13 protein-coding genes and 1 pseudogene are annotated in these 13,942 nt (G+C 66.3%); 4 read left to right on the top strand and 10 right to left on the bottom strand.

Annotated elements, in window-relative coordinates:
* Nucleotides 1-338 precede the first annotated feature (338 nt).
* The 6 genes from tyrS to NP3_RS32805 form a co-directional block, all read right to left on the bottom strand.
* On the bottom strand, nucleotides 339-1,628 hold the full coding sequence (tyrS, locus tag NP3_RS32830) for a tyrosine--tRNA ligase (protein WP_063045623.1): 1,290 nt from the start codon (nucleotides 1,626-1,628) through the stop codon (nucleotides 339-341).
* 222 nt (nucleotides 1,629-1,850) lie between these two features.
* Nucleotides 1,851-2,288: a DoxX family protein gene (locus NP3_RS32825; RefSeq protein ID WP_084509330.1), complete on the bottom strand. Its 438-nt coding sequence runs from the start codon at nucleotides 2,286-2,288 to the stop codon at nucleotides 1,851-1,853.
* 107 nt (nucleotides 2,289-2,395) lie between these two features.
* Complete coding sequence (locus NP3_RS32820; RefSeq protein WP_063045622.1) at nucleotides 2,396-3,007, bottom strand: DNA-3-methyladenine glycosylase; 612 nt, start codon at nucleotides 3,005-3,007, stop codon at nucleotides 2,396-2,398.
* A 22-nt stretch (nucleotides 3,008-3,029) separates the two neighbouring features.
* Nucleotides 3,030-4,178, bottom strand: a complete 1,149-nt coding sequence (locus tag NP3_RS32815) for a low temperature requirement protein A (RefSeq protein ID WP_063045626.1) — start codon at nucleotides 4,176-4,178, stop codon at nucleotides 3,030-3,032.
* A gap of 31 nt (nucleotides 4,179-4,209) precedes the next feature.
* Nucleotides 4,210-5,100, bottom strand: coding sequence for an RNA polymerase sigma-70 factor (locus NP3_RS32810; RefSeq protein WP_063045625.1), 891 nt, complete (start codon nucleotides 5,098-5,100; stop codon nucleotides 4,210-4,212).
* Between the two features lie 101 nt (nucleotides 5,101-5,201).
* Entirely contained in the window at nucleotides 5,202-6,374 is a 1,173-nt protein-coding gene (locus NP3_RS32805; protein WP_063045621.1) for an NAD(P)/FAD-dependent oxidoreductase, read from the bottom strand.
* Nucleotides 6,375-6,555: 181 nt separating this feature from the next.
* Here NP3_RS32805 and NP3_RS32800 point away from each other — a divergent pair, with 181 nt between their 5' ends.
* The 4 genes from NP3_RS32800 (at nucleotide 6,556) to NP3_RS32785 (ending at nucleotide 10,314) form a co-directional block, all read left to right on the top strand.
* Entirely contained in the window at nucleotides 6,556-8,073 is a 1,518-nt protein-coding gene (locus NP3_RS32800; protein WP_063045624.1) for a multicopper oxidase family protein, read from the top strand.
* A gap of 77 nt (nucleotides 8,074-8,150) precedes the next feature.
* Entirely contained in the window at nucleotides 8,151-8,882 is a 732-nt protein-coding gene (locus NP3_RS32795; protein ID WP_063045620.1) for an ABC transporter ATP-binding protein, read from the top strand.
* A complete protein-coding gene (locus tag NP3_RS32790) occupies nucleotides 8,879-9,670 on the top strand; it encodes an ABC transporter permease (protein WP_063045619.1) in 792 nt (263 codons plus the stop codon). Before NP3_RS32795 ends, NP3_RS32790 begins: the two co-directional genes overlap by 4 nt.
* A complete protein-coding gene (locus tag NP3_RS32785; protein WP_063045618.1) occupies nucleotides 9,667-10,314 on the top strand; it encodes a TetR/AcrR family transcriptional regulator in 648 nt (215 codons plus the stop codon). The genes NP3_RS32790 and NP3_RS32785 overlap by 4 nt, the downstream gene beginning before the upstream one ends.
* A gap of 45 nt (nucleotides 10,315-10,359) precedes the next feature.
* Here the strand turns inward: NP3_RS32785 and NP3_RS32780 are convergent, their stop codons facing one another.
* The 4 genes and pseudogenes from NP3_RS32780 to NP3_RS32765 form a co-directional block, all read right to left on the bottom strand.
* Nucleotides 10,360-10,593, bottom strand: a complete 234-nt coding sequence (locus NP3_RS32780; RefSeq protein ID WP_040689305.1) for a Trm112 family protein — start codon at nucleotides 10,591-10,593, stop codon at nucleotides 10,360-10,362.
* 21 nt (nucleotides 10,594-10,614) lie between these two features.
* Nucleotides 10,615-11,124, bottom strand: coding sequence for a GtrA family protein (locus tag NP3_RS32775; RefSeq protein WP_063045617.1), 510 nt, complete (start codon nucleotides 11,122-11,124; stop codon nucleotides 10,615-10,617).
* A complete protein-coding gene (locus tag NP3_RS32770; protein WP_157124717.1) occupies nucleotides 11,121-13,361 on the bottom strand; it encodes a hypothetical protein in 2,241 nt (746 codons plus the stop codon). The genes NP3_RS32775 and NP3_RS32770 overlap by 4 nt, the downstream gene beginning before the upstream one ends.
* Nucleotides 13,362-13,431: 70 nt before the next feature.
* A pseudogene (locus NP3_RS32765) lies at nucleotides 13,432-13,942 on the bottom strand (YfhO family protein); the annotation flags it as partial.

Genomic DNA, 13,942 nt, shown 5'->3' with positions numbered 1-13,942 from the left:
GCAACTGGACCCCAGATTCTCTCGGGGGGCTTGTTGAGGCAACTGTCCTAGCCTAGCCAACCGCCCGCGCAGAGTCAAGTCTGCTCGTCCGATCCGGCAATGCTGATCGCCAGGCGCTCCTCGTCCTACCTCGTTTCCCAGGCCACTGTGCTCAACGTTTCCGCTGCGCTTTGGGCTCCGGGTCGGTGTCCGTGTCGCTCTGACTTGGACAAAGTTACGCGGCGGAGAACGTCGAGTCAAATCCGCACTACACACATGTCATTTCGCAGGTCAGAGGCCATCTGACACCCCAAAAAACAGGCTCGGGCCACCCGAATGTGACCCGAGCCACGTGATCTTTATGCGCCCGCCCGCAGTACACCGGCGAAATTCCGCTTGCCGCGGCGCAGCACCAACCATCGTCCGTGCAGGTAGTCGGTATCGGCGGGCGTCCATTCCAGATCCGAGATCCGCTCGTTGTTGACCGACGCTCCGCCTTCGTTCACCGCGCGCCGTGCGGCGCCACGGCTCTCCGACAGTCCGGTGGCGACCAACAGATCGACGATCGTGCTCGGCTCACCGACACCGACCTCGGCGACCGTGCCGTCGACCGCGGCTTCACGCAGGGCTGCCGACAGCGTCGGCTCATCGAGTTCACGCAGATCCGCGCGTCCGAACAGAGCCTGACTAGCCAACTGCACAGCCCGGGTATTCGCTTCGCCGTGCACCAGATTCGTCATTTCCTCGGCCAGCTTGCGCTGGGCCTCCCGTGCGTGCGGACGCTCGACCGTGGCCAGTTCCAGCTCGGCCAACTCTTCGCGGGACAAGAAGGTGAACCAGCGCAGGTACCGCACGACATCGGCATCGGCGGTATTCACGAAGTACTGGTACCAGGCGTACGGGCTGGTCATTTCCGGATCGAGCCACAGGCTGCCGCCGCCGGTCGACTTGCCGAACTTCTTGCCGTCGGCCGAGGTAACGAGCGGCACGGTCAGCGCGTGCACCGCCGCACCGTCGACGCGCCGGTTCAGCTCGACACCGGCGATGATGTTGCCCCACTGATCCGAACCACCGACCTGCAGTGTGCAGCCGAAGTTGCGGCGCAGCTGCAGGTAGTCGTTGGCCTGCAGCAGCATGTAGCTGAATTCGGTGTAGGAGATGCCCTCACCGTCCAGGCGGCGCTTGATGGTGTCGCGGGCCAGCATGACGTTGACCGAGAAGTGCTTGCCGATATCGCGCAGGAAGTCGACGGTCGACAGCTGGCCGGTCCAGTCCATGTTGTTGGCGATGATCGCGCCGGTGGGTGAGTCGTCTAGGTCGACGAAGCGCTCGAGCTGTGAACGGATCCGGCCCGCCCATTCCGCGACGGTATCGGTCGAATTCATGGTGCGTTCGCCCACGTCGCGCGGATCGCCGATGAGTCCGGTGGCGCCACCGGCCAGCACGATCGGGCGATGGCCCGCGCGCTGGAACCGCTTCAGCGCCAGCAGCGGGACCAGATGTCCGGCGTGCAGACTGGCCGCGGTGGGATCGAAACCGGCATAGAGGGTCAGCGGCCCGGCGGATGCCGCCGTGCGCAGGGCGTCCAGGTCGGTAGACTGCGCGATCAGTCCGCGCCAGGTCAGTTCGTCGATGATGTCGCCGCTCACGCCAGCGCCTCGCTGGCGCTCGGCTCCAGCGTGCGCGATGCGCGCTGGCACATGGTTCGCTCACTTCGTTCGCTCACGCTGTCCCATCTTTCCGCACCGTTCCCCGCGACCGGCATGGCCCTCAGTGTCGCCGTGCGCCGCCACGCAGGGCGAATGATTTTCGGTGAACGCGACGACGATAGGCAGACCGCGGTCTGCCGATCGTGTGCGTTGTTCAGATGTTCAGCGAGCCAGCAGCTCCCGCACCGCGATGATGCTGTCGCGCCGCTGCCAGGCGATCCAGACGAACACCACGCCGAGCACCAGCGGGAACGGCGCCAGGGCGGGCGCGCCGAGCAGGAACACCTGGGTCAGTGCGGCGCAGACCATGGTGATGGTCAGGCCGACGGCCGCGGGGCCGGTCAGGCGGGGCACCAGCAGGCCGATGCCACCGGCCAGTTCGACAACGCCGGTGAAGTAGCGGAACCACTGGCCCCAGCCGATCGTGTCGAAGGATTCGACCGCCGCGTGCGCGCCGAGCAGCTTCGGGGCGGCGGAGGCGATGAGGAGGAACAGCGCGAGCAGGACCTGCACGGTCCAGAGCGCGGTAGTCATCTTCTTGCCGGGGCGGTGGGCGACGGTGGCGGCGGCGATCGGGGCGGCGGGGGCGATGGCGGTCATCTGTCTTTCCTTCGGGTCGGTCGCGCTGGGTGGAGCGCGTTCAACAGATAGGACGGACACCGCCCCGAAAACTCATCGCCGATCCCGAAAATTCTTGTGACCTGGTGTTATACCGCATCGATCGGGGCACGCGGGCTGCGCCGATAGACCGAGACCGCAGGCGATGCGAGCCAGAATCGCCACGGCACATCCGCCGCACTGCTGACCCCGACGCGCGGTCCGTCGGAAATCTCGGCGGGGTCGATCGCGCCGTTCAGCTCCAACCGGATCGGCGAGGCAGGGTCGAAGAGTGGAGTTCCGTAGTCGCTCAGCGTAATTCCGAGCGCGCTGCCGAGATTCCCAGGGCCCCTTGCCAAATCGGCGTCCGTGCGGGCCGCGGGTCGTCGCTCCCTGACCGTGTCCGCCCCGGCGATCACCTCCCCCGACCGGATGAGTACCGCACTCGCGGTGCCGTCCGGACCGCTGGTCACGTTCACGCACATGTGCATGCCGTAACTGAGGTAGACGTACAGCACGCCAGCGGGCCCGAACATCACCGCATTGCGCTTGGTCCGCCCGCGTCCGGAATGCGATGCGGGATCCGGCCACGGTCCGGCCGGATCGCCGCCATATGCCTCGACCTCCACGATTCGCACGCCGACCGGTCCGGACCACAGCGTCGAGCCGAGCAGTCGGCGAGCCGCGGCGGGTGGTTCGACCGCCAGTTCCTCGTTACGCACGACTCTCCATTGTTCCCGAAAGTCAGACGTAGCGACTGTGCTGGCCCGAGCGCAGCGTGACGAGATCGTCGATGATCACGGCGGCATAGCCGACCGCGACCAGCACCGCGAGCTGTGCCCAGGCGACCCACGCGATGCCGATCGGGATGGTCGCGCACACCGCGGCGGCGGCGAGCAGTCGCGACCAAGGGCGCGGCAGACCGAGGGCGAGCCGGAAACAGAACTGGCCGAAGAAGTACAGCGCGACGCCGCCGGAGAGCGCGGACGCGGCGGCGATGGAGGCGGGTTCGTTGCCGTGCGCGATGGTCATATTGATGCCCGCCGCGGTGACGGTGATGCCGATCAGCAGCGGGTAGAGCGCGTAGCCGTAGGCGAGCACCGCGGGACGGGAGCGTTCCCGATCCGGGACCGCGGCCAGCGCATGCTCGCCACGGTCGTCATCGATCCCGAAATAGGCCCACCACAGCACATAGGCCAGGCAGAGTCCGAGTGCGACGGTGGCGGTCAGCGGCACGGTCAGCTTCTCCCCCGCCAGGCCAAGACCGATCGCGACCACCGACTCACCGATGGCGACGATGATCACCAGCCCGTTGCGCTCGCAGAAATGGCTGGCCCGCACCACGAAATCGCGGGTGTCGACCAGGTACGGACTCAGCACCTGCACCGCGAATGCCAGACCCCAGCACAGGTATTGCCACCAGCCGTGCACGAAGCCGCCCGCGAGCACGAGCGCCGCCGCGAGCGCGTTCAGTGGCGCGATGCGTTTGATCGCCTGGCTCGCCGAGGTGCCGCCACTGACCCAGAACAGCGCCGTGTGCACCGTGTTGACCAGGACGTAGCCGAGACCGAAGGCGAGACCCGTGCCGTGGAACGCGTCCGGGATCGCCAGCGCGAGCACGAAGAATCCGAACATGCCGATCAACAGCAGCGTGCGGCGCTGCGAATTGCTCGGCGCCACTTCGTTGGTGAGCCAGACGTAGCCGCTGTACATCCACCAGATGACCCCGAACAGCACCACCACCTGAGCCAGCGCCGCCCAGCCGGGATGGTGGGTGAAGACGTGAGTGAGCTGGGTGATGGTGAAGACGAAGACGAGATCGAAGAACAGTTCCAGGGTGGAAACCCGAACCTGTCCTCCGTCCACGTTCGGTTCCGTGGTCTGGCTGGTCACGGCAGGATCGTAAAGCAACACACCGAACTGGTCATCCGATCACGTCGGTCCCCATGTAAAGCCCCTTGAGCTTGCTCGGGTTCACCTGGAAGCGCAGGTTGTGGATGTGTCCGTCGACGATGTCGTAGGTGAACGCCGCCACCGGGTTTCCATCGATGCGCGCGAGCGCACCGAGTTCCCCATTGATATGCGCGGGCTCGAGGACGATGCCCGCGACCGACGGCTTGGCGAGTACGCCGAGAACCCAGCGCGCCACATGATCCGGTCCGTACAGCGGACGCCGGGCCGCGGTGACCACCCCGCCGCCATCGGACCACGAGGTGACATCGGGCGCGAGCAGACCCATCAGGGCATTGAGATCGCCACCGGCGCAGGCGGCCATGAACTGTTCGGTGATGTGGGTGCGCTCGGCCTTATCGGTATCGAAGCGCGGGCGGCGGGACTGCACATGTGAGCGGGCCCGATGCGCGATCTGCCGGACGGTCGCCTCGGGCTTGTCGAGGGTGTCGGCGATTTCGGCGTGGCTATAGCCGAACACCTCGCGCAGCAGGAAGACCGCGCGTTCCACCGGATTCAAGGTCTCCAGGACCACCAGCATCGCGGTGGAGACGGTGTCGGCCAACTCGGTCTCCTCGGCGATATTCGGTGAGGTCAGCAGGGGTTCGGGAAGCCAAGGGCCGACGTAGGTTTCGCGTTTGGCCTTGGCCGAGGTGAGCCGGTTCAACGACAGGTTGGTGACCGTGCGCACCAGATAGGACTTGGGATGCTGGACCGTCGACTGATCGGTTTCATTCCACTTCAGCCAGGTGTCTTGGAGGATGTCCTCGGCATCGGTGACGGTGCCCAGCATCCGGTAGGCGGTGGAAAAGAGCAGCCGCCGGTGTTCGATGAATGGATCCTGCGCGGGCGTGGCGTCGACCATCTGGACCATGCTCCTAGGGCAAGTCCGGATTTGGCAATCCAACTTTCCGGACGAACGCGGAAACCGCCCGCCTGGTTGGCGGACGGCTGATCCGGGCCGATTCATGCGGTCCGACGGGTGGATTTGCCGCCCTTGGACAGCTGGACCGAGACCGTCATCTTCTTGCTCAGCTTGAAGCTCGGCACCGGGCTGCCGCTCACCCCTTCCTTGTACAAGACGGCCGCTCGTCCGGTCAGGTAGAACCGGCCAGGGGTGTCGTCGGCCTTGGTGAACTGGATGACCGCATCCTTGCGCCCCAGGCTGACGGGCTGATGGAAGTAACCGAACCGGAACGGCTCGACGGTCTTGCCCCTCAACTGCCGCGCGATGGAGTCGGCGGCGTAGGCGGCGGTCGGCAGACCGGACTGGCAGGTGCCGTGGATCTGACCCCAGGCCTGGCGCACTGCGGCGGCGTCGCCGATGGCGTGGATGTTCGGGTGCGAAACCGATCGCAGGGTCGGATCGACCACTATCAGCCCGCGCGCGTCGGTTTCGATGCCGGACTGGGCGGCTAGTGGCGAGACGCGGACACCGGTGGTCCACAGGGTCAGATCGGCCGAAACCAGTTCGCCGTCGGCGAGTTCGACCGCATCGGGCAGCACCTTGGTGACCGCATGGCCGACCTTGCGTGCCACACCGAGCCGATCGAGCGCCCTGTTCAGGTAGGCGCGGGCCTTATCGCCCATCATCGCGCCCGGTTCGGTGCTGCTGATCAGGGTGACGCGCAGGCCCGGGTAGCTCTCGGCGATTTCGGCCGCCGCCTCGACGCCGGTCAGACCGCCGCCGCAGACCGCGACGGTGCCAGCCTCGGCCGCGACCACCGCGAGGTGTTCGGAGAAGCGGTGCGCGGTGCGCGGATCGTTCAGGGTCCAGGCGTGATCGGCGGCGCCGGGCACGATGCTGGTGTCGGTGCTGCTGCCGAGCGCGTAGATCAGCTCGTCGTAGTGCAGTGTGCCGGTGCCGTCGATGTAGACCCGCCGCGCCTCGGGATCGATCGAAGTCGCCCAGCCCTGGACGAATTCGACGCCCGAACCCGCCAGGATCTCTTGGATCCGGTTATCGGCCAACTGCTGACCCGCGGCGACCTGATGCATGCGCAGTCGCTCGGTGAAGCGGGCGGACGGGTTGACGATGGCTATCTCGACATCGAGTTTGCGGGTCCGCCGGGCCAGCCGGATGGCGGCCAGCATGCCGGTGTAGCCCGCGCCGAGTACGACGATCCGATGCGTTGTCATGGCTTGCTCCCATGGTCGGTGTCACCGGGGCAGGTTTGTTGGTTGGTGACGACCATCGGACAAAGCACCGCCGCCGGACGTGACAGCCATGCAATGTGACGTGAGACACACACCGGTTCAGGGGTGAAATGGGGATGCTCCCGGATGTGGTCGGGGGCCGGTGATCCATACCGTCGGCGGCATGTCTTCGGTTTCCCGGCCGCGGTGGTTGCGGCGGTTGCTCTTGATCGTCACGGCGCTCGCGACGGTGGTGCCGCTATCGGTTGGCGGCTGCGTCACGTGGGTGTACAGCAGTGCGTCCGTATCTACTGTCGGCAGTAGCGAATTCAACAATGAGCTTGCGATTCCGCCGCTGGCGCAGTCCCGGGTGCGAGCGGATGGCACGCGTGTCTTCGAACTCGAAATGCGTTCGGGGCAAAAGGAATTCCGAGCAAGGCAGGCGACCGAGACATGGGGGTTCAACGGGGACTATCTCGGACCGACGCTGCGGGCCCGGCGCGGGGAAAGGGTGGAAGTCGAAGTCCGGAACAATCTTTCGGAGCAGTCGACGGTGCACTGGCACGGAATGCATCTGCCCGCGGCGATGGACGGCGGGCCACACCAGATGGTGCAGGCCGGTGGCACCTGGACACCGCATTGGACCGTGGACCAGCCCGCCGCCACGCTCTGGTACCACCCGCATCCGCACGGCGCGACCGAACAGCATGTCCGGCGTGGGCTTGCGGGGCTTTTCCTGCTCGATGACGAAGTGTCCGAAGCGCTTTCGCTACCGAAGAACTACGGTGTCGACGATCTGCCCGTCATCGTCCAGGACGTGAAATTCCGTGGCAATCAGCTCGATTCGTCGCACGGCATGTTCCGCGACGTCGGGTTCCTCGGCGACCGGACCATGGTGAACGGAACCCTGACGCCGTATCGGAATGTCGGCGATGAGCTCGTGCGATTGCGACTGCTCAACGCTTCGACGGCGCGGGTATACACCTTCGGCTTCGCCGATGATCGCCGCTTCTCGCTGGTCGGCACCGACGGCGGGCTGCTGGAACGCCCTGTCGCGCTCGATCGGGTGCGGCTGTCACCGGGCGAACGCGCCGAAATCGTGGTTCGCGTGCTGCCCGGCGAACGGACCGTGCTGCGCAGCACGAAACTCGATGCGGGACTGCGCTTCTGGACGCAGCGATTCGCGGGCGGTGACGACAGCTTCGACATCCTCGAACTGCGTGCGGCATCGACATTGCGGCCTTCGCCGGAATTGCCTGCGGCACTGGCGCATCCGTCCACGCCGGATGGCTCCGATTCGGTGCGCGAACGAAACTTCGAACTGAATCTGAGTGGCATCAACGGCAGCCCGATGGCGATGGATCGGATCGATCTGACGGTCACCAGGGGCACCGCCGAAACCTGGATGGTGCACAACAACGACGGCATGCCGCACAACTTCCACATCCACGATGTGCAGTTCCGCGTGCTCGAACTGAACGGCGCACCGCCGCCCGACGCCCTGACCGGACCGAAGGACACCATCTTCCTGCCGCCGAATGCCAGCGCGAAGCTCGCCATGCGGTTCGACGGACCCGCCGATCCGAACTCGCCGTACATGTATCACTGCCACCTGCTCTGGCATGAGGACCAGGGCATGATGGGCCAGTTTGTCGTGGTCGAGCCGGGTCAGTCGGCCGGAACACCGGCACATCACCACTGACGGGTCTTGCCCCGAGAGCCAGATCGCGCTAAATTCATCACACAGTGAATTCAACACTCGATGAATTGAGGCGTCCCATGACGGACCTGCACTCATCCCATGCCGTCGAGGTTCGCAACCTCACCGTGCGCCGCGGCGGCCGCGAAGTCCTACACAACATCTCGCTGACCATCCCGCGCGGTTCCATCACCGGACTGCTCGGTCCATCGGGATGTGGCAAGACCACGCTCATGCGCAGCATCGTCGGCACCCAGATCGTGGCTTCCGGCGAGATCTCCGCGCTCGGATTGCCCGCGGGCTCGGCGGAACTGCGGCATCGGATCGGTTACGTGACCCAGGCACCGAGCATCTACCGCGATATCAGCGTGCGTGAGAACGTCGCCTACTTCGCCGCGCTCTACGGCCGCGACCGCGACGACATCGACGAGGCCATCGGCGCGGTCGGCCTGCTGGATCACGCCCACCAGCGCGGCGACGAACTCTCCGGCGGCCAGGAGACCCGCGCGTCTCTGGCCTGCGCCTTGGTCGCGCAGCCGGAGGTGCTGATCCTGGACGAGCCGACGGTCGGCCTGGATCCGGTGCTGCGCGTCGACCTGTGGAAGCAGTTCCACGAATTGGCCGCGAACGGAACGACGCTGCTGGTCTCGAGCCATGTGATGGACGAGGCCGAGCACTGCGACAAACTGCTGCTGATGCGCGAGGGTGACCTGCTCGCCGAGCTCAGCCCCGACGAACTGCGCACCGAAACCGGTGAGCAGAACCTCGAACAAGCCTTCCTCACTCTGATCACGATGGGACGTGCGGCATGACCACCACCCTCGTACCCCGCCGCCGGACGCCGACACTGCGTCCCTATGCCGCGACGACCGGACGCATCCTGCGTCAGCTGCGCAACGACCACCGCACTGTCGCAATGATTCTCGTGGTTCCGGCGGTCCTGATGGCGCTGCTCTACTTCATCTACAAGGACACCCCGCCCAACCCGTTCAACCCCGTGCCGATATTCGATCGCGTCGGTATGAGCATGCTCGGCATCCTGCCGTTCATCGTGATGTTCTTGATCACCGCGATCGCCATGCAGCGTGAACGCACCTCCGGCACCTTGGAGCGGCTGCTGACCACACCGCTGTCGAAACTCGATCTGCTCGCCGGATACGGCACCGCCTTCTCGGTGGCCGCGGCGGCGCAGGCGGCGGTGGCCTGCCTGGTCTCCTTCGGGCTGCTCGGCCTGAATTCGGCGGGCAGTCCGGTCTGGGTTGTGGTGATCGCCATGATCGACGCGGTCTGCGGCGTCGCACTCGGACTATTGGCAAGTGCCTTCGCGCGCACCGAATTCCAGGCCGTGCAATTCATGCCGGTGGTGGTCGCGCCGCAGATCTTCCTGTGCGGCTTACTTGTTCCGCGTGGACAGTTGCCCGGCTGGTTGGAGGCAATCAGCAATGTGATGCCGTTGAGCTATGCGGTCGATGCGCTGCAACAGGTTTCAACGCATCCGGATGTCACCGGTCAGATGCTGCGTGACCTGGCGGTCGTCGCCGGATTCGCCATTGTCGCGCTCTGCCTGGGCGCGGCCACGCTACGACGGCGGACCGCGTGACGGCCGAGGAGACCGCACAGGACCCGACGACCAACGGCGACCGGGGCACCCGCTCCGGTCGCCGTCCGGGTCGCTCCGACACCCGCGAGGAAATCCTCGCGGCCGCCCGCGCCCGCTTCGCCGAGATCGGCTTCGACAAGACCTCGATCCGCGCCGTCGCCGCCGACGCCGGGGTCGATCCCGCGCTGGTCCACCACTACTTCGGGACCAAACAGCAGTTGTTCGCCGCGGTGGTCGAGTTGCCGATCGATCCAGAGGCCACACTGCGTCGGATCGAGGCCGCGCCGCTGGATCGGCTCGGCGAGACCATTCTCGGCTCGGTGCTCGCGGTATGGGACTCCCCCGCGGGCCCAGGGATCGTCGCGGCGGTTCGCAGCATTCTCGCGGGCGGCGATACCGCGCTGGCCAGGACTTTTGTCCTGGATGTCGTCCTGGAACGGGTGCGGATGCGGATCGCGAAGCCCGAGGACGACGGCCGCGCCCGGGTCGCGCTGGTGGGGACGCAGATGATCGGCGTGCTCGTCGCGCGCAAAATACTGGAGATAGAACCGCTGGCCTCGATGCCGGGTCCTGAACTGGTCGCGGCCGTCTCGCCCACGCTGCAGCGCTATCTCACCGGTGAAATTGATACTCCCGCACCGTAACTCGCGGTGGCGCACGCTACCGTGCGCCACCGGGCCGATGGCTGCTCAGGCGTCGGCGTGCTGACTTGTGAAGGCGGCGTGTTCAGCGTCGGTGACATCGCGGGCCTCATCGATCAGCAGCACCGGAATGCCGTTCTCGATCGGGTAGGCACGGCGCAGGCGCGGGTTGTAGAGGGCGGTGGCGCCCTTGTCGTCGCGGACCAACAGCAGCGGACCCTTGTCCTGCGGGCAGGCGAGCAGGCTCAACAGGGTGGCGTCCAAGGCGGTTTCCTCCGGCATGATCGATAACTTACCCGGCGCCTAGGACCGTTCCGCACCCGAACCGGCCGATGGTGGCTCGGGCACGGCCGCCCGGTGGAACGAGATGTAGCGATGCCCGAAGAAGCTGGCGATGGCGACCAGACCCATCACCACCACCGCGGCCGGTCTGCTCGGCAGATGCAGCACCGAGACGGCCAGCGACAGCAGTGCGATGTTCATCAGCAACCCACCGGAATTGACCGCCACGAAGCGGACGAAATCGCGCAGCATATGTCCGCGCACTCGGAAGACCAGCGTGCGATGCAGTACGAAAGCGATGACGATGCTGACGGCATAGGCGGCGACCACCGCGACCGCGGGCGGGACACTACTGCCGAGCACAGATAGCCACAGCACGGTCAGCCCCATACCGAGCGCGGTATTGAACGCACCGACCATCGCGAAGGCGATCTCCTGCCGACGCACCAGCCGCAGCAGCAGACCCGGATCCTCGGCGCCGGTCGCGCCCGCATGGTCCGCCGTGAATTCGGCCTGCTGGTCAGCTGTCAACGAGATACTCCCGCCAGATCAGGTTCCGAAACCGTCTCGGTCACCGGCGGTTCGGTCAGCGTCGCATCCTCGTCACGCTCGCGACCGCGCACGAACATCCATTGCAATGCGCCGATTCCGAACAGCCCGAGCAGTATCGCGACCCCGCCGATCTTCCACCCCGGCGGCCGCCAGGCCAGCTCCAGGTCGCCGTTCTTGGTACCGGCCGGAATATCCACGGCGACAAAGGTTTTCGCGACCACGTCGAAGGGGATCGCGCGGCCGTTCAGCTTCACCTGGTAGCCCGGCCAGCCCAGCCGTGCGAAGACTACGCGCCCACCAGTATCCGAATTCACGCGAACCCGGCTGGTCAGCTCCGATTCCGACACCGACGTCGCGGTGCCACCGGAGACCGCCGACACGCGGCCGTTCTGCGTGGACAGCAGCCCACCCACTCGCTCGAGCACCGCGATGTACTGGTCGTGGCCCGGGTAGTCGACCCACTGCCAGCCAGATGGTGCGGGTTGATTGCGCGCGTCCGGGTAGAGCGCCTTCTGCAGCACTACCCGATCCACCTTCATCAGGTCGACGATCGTCCTGCCGGTAGTGGGCTCCGTCGCGAAGGCCCGCCGGAAGGCGTCGGGGCAAACACTGGTGTCCCAGCGCATGCACAGCATCTCACCGAACCAGAAGTGCCCGTTGGGCGTATAGCCGCTGACGTAGGTCTTCTCCAGATCCTTGGCGTAGTTACCGAAGACCAGCGACCCGTACGCGCCCCGCAACGAACGATCCTCCGGCCGGATCAGGCCGCGATCGGCCAATTGCAGGGTGGTGCCCCGAAATTCGGGAAACGCGGCCTTCATCTGCGACCGCTGCTCGGGCAGGTTCCAGCTCATCGGCGTCGGCTGTGCCGCATGCACCTGCAAAAAGGCGATCGGGAACACCGAAACGATGGTCAACGCGCAGGCCGCGGCCATGCTTTTCTTCATCCCGAGCCACACGACGGCCGCGCCGAGCACGGCGATCGCGACCGCCGCCACCACATGCCAGACGACCTCGCGCGGCGCCGCCGAGAACGAGCGCACCCACAGCAGCCCGATCAGCACACCCGCCGCGATACCGCGGCCACGCCAATTCTCGAAGGTGGCGAAGCGGCCGAGCAGCACGCACACCAGCACCAGCAGTCCGAGGGCCAGCATCGGCAACACCCGCGCGGGCCAGCGCAGCGGGCCGATGGTGCCCGGTCCCGCTGTCCACATCAGCGCCATCAGCGCGACGAGCGCGATCGCACTGAACTCCCGCCAGGACGCGCGCGCCTTGCGCCAGTCGATGAAGGCCAGCGCCGGAATCAGGAACCAGGCGATATAGACCACCGGCATCGGCTGCACATAACCCCACCAGGAGTTGTACGCGGGCAACGAGCTGGGCAGGCTGGCATTGAGCGATTCCGACCATGGCACGGTCAGGAACTGGTCGTTATTGATCTGAGCCGTGCCGCGCCAGGTCACCTTCGCCGACAGCATGCTCGGCAGATAGGTGGCCAGCCCGGCCACCGCGGCGCAGCCCGCGACCGCGAGCAGTCGCAGCGACGGCTGCCACTTACGCTGGTAGACAACCTCCCCCACGGCCACCGCGCCGATCATCAGCCCGGCCTCGACCGCGGGGAAAATGTATTGCACCGAGATGGCCAGGTACAGGAACACGAAGGTGGGGATCGGCCCGCCACGTCCCCGTGCGTAGCGCACGCCGGACGCCCACGCGTGCACCAGCCACGCGGTACCGGTGAAGGCGGTGTACCAACTGGCCTCGTCGAAGAACAGCAGCCAACCGGTGAACGGAATCGACACGCCCGCAGCGGCGGCCCACGGCAGCCGCGCCCCGTACTCGACGCAGATGCGGTACACACCGGTCCCGAGGACGACCGCGAAGATCAGCTTGATCACGGTGGTGTAGAGCGCGATGTTGTCGATCGAGGGCGCGATCAGATCGATCAGGAGTTGCGGCGGGTTCAGCAGGCCCGCCTCCTCGATGGCGTAGTTGCCCGCCATCCAGTGCTCAGGGACCAACACCGGGAACTGTCCGTCGCGCAGGGACCGGCCGAGCATCACCCACAGCGGGCCGTACTGCGACTCGCTGTCATCGGTGTAGAAATGCCTGGCATTGGCCAGCAGGACGGCACCATATCCGGCGATCACACCGAGTGCGGTTATGAATCCCCATTTGTACACGTCCCGCCGGGCGGGGGCGCTGCTTTCCACCACGAGTTCCAGACCCTACAGGGCGCACTCGTCGAGGGACACCTCCGATCGGGCCTGCGCGGATCGACCGCTACGAGACCACGTCCGCCAGTTCACGATCCGGCTCGCCGGGGCTCGGATCCGCCGCCGGTGGCTCCGGATCCCGACGCCGCGAACGCACCCACAGCCACTGCAGCACTCCGATGGCGGCGATGCCGAGCGCTGTCGTGCCGATGCCGATCTTCCAGCCCGGCGGCCGCCAGGTCAGCACCAGTTCGGCGTTCTGCGTGCCCGCGGGTATGTCGACGGCGACAAAGGACTTCGCCACGGTGGTGATCGGGATCTGCTTACCGTTCAGGGTCACCCGGTAACCCGGCCAGCCGAGGCGCGCGAATACCACCTTGCCGCCGTCGGCTGAGGACACCCGCACCCGGCTGGTGGTATCGGTCTCCGAAATCGATGTAGCCGACACATTTTTCGCATCCGCGACGCGGCCGTTCACCGTCGAGATCGGACCGTCCACGCGTTCCAGCACCGAGATGTAGCGCTCGTGGCCGGGATAGTCGACCCACTTCCAGCCCTCCGGTGCCTGCTGATTGCGC

It is taken from the genome of Nocardia pseudovaccinii NBRC 100343 (assembly GCF_001613225.1).
Classification (GTDB): Bacteria; Actinomycetota; Actinomycetes; order Mycobacteriales; family Mycobacteriaceae; genus Nocardia; species Nocardia pseudovaccinii.
The sequence above is the reverse complement of the archived record's forward strand: the minus strand, read 5'-3'. Positions and strand labels throughout refer to the sequence as shown.

What these genes read in the sequence shown, in the direction of transcription:
- NP3_RS32800 (WP_063045624.1), top strand. Translation starts at nt 6,556, where the DNA reads ATGTCTTCGGTTTCCCGGCCGCGGTGGTTGCGGCGGTTGCTCTTGATC.
- NP3_RS32790 (WP_063045619.1), top strand. Translation starts at nt 8,879, where the DNA reads ATGACCACCACCCTCGTACCCCGCCGCCGGACGCCGACACTGCGTCCC.
- NP3_RS32795 (WP_063045620.1), top strand. Translation starts at nt 8,151, where the DNA reads ATGACGGACCTGCACTCATCCCATGCCGTCGAGGTTCGCAACCTCACC.
- NP3_RS32825 (WP_084509330.1), bottom strand. Translation starts at nt 2,288, where the DNA reads ATGACCGCCATCGCCCCCGCCGCCCCGATCGCCGCCGCCACCGTCGCC.
- NP3_RS32780 (WP_040689305.1), bottom strand. Translation starts at nt 10,593, where the DNA reads ATGCCGGAGGAAACCGCCTTGGACGCCACCCTGTTGAGCCTGCTCGCC.
- NP3_RS32810 (WP_063045625.1), bottom strand. Translation starts at nt 5,100, where the DNA reads ATGGTCGACGCCACGCCCGCGCAGGATCCATTCATCGAACACCGGCGG.
- NP3_RS32805 (WP_063045621.1), bottom strand. Translation starts at nt 6,374, where the DNA reads ATGACAACGCATCGGATCGTCGTACTCGGCGCGGGCTACACCGGCATG.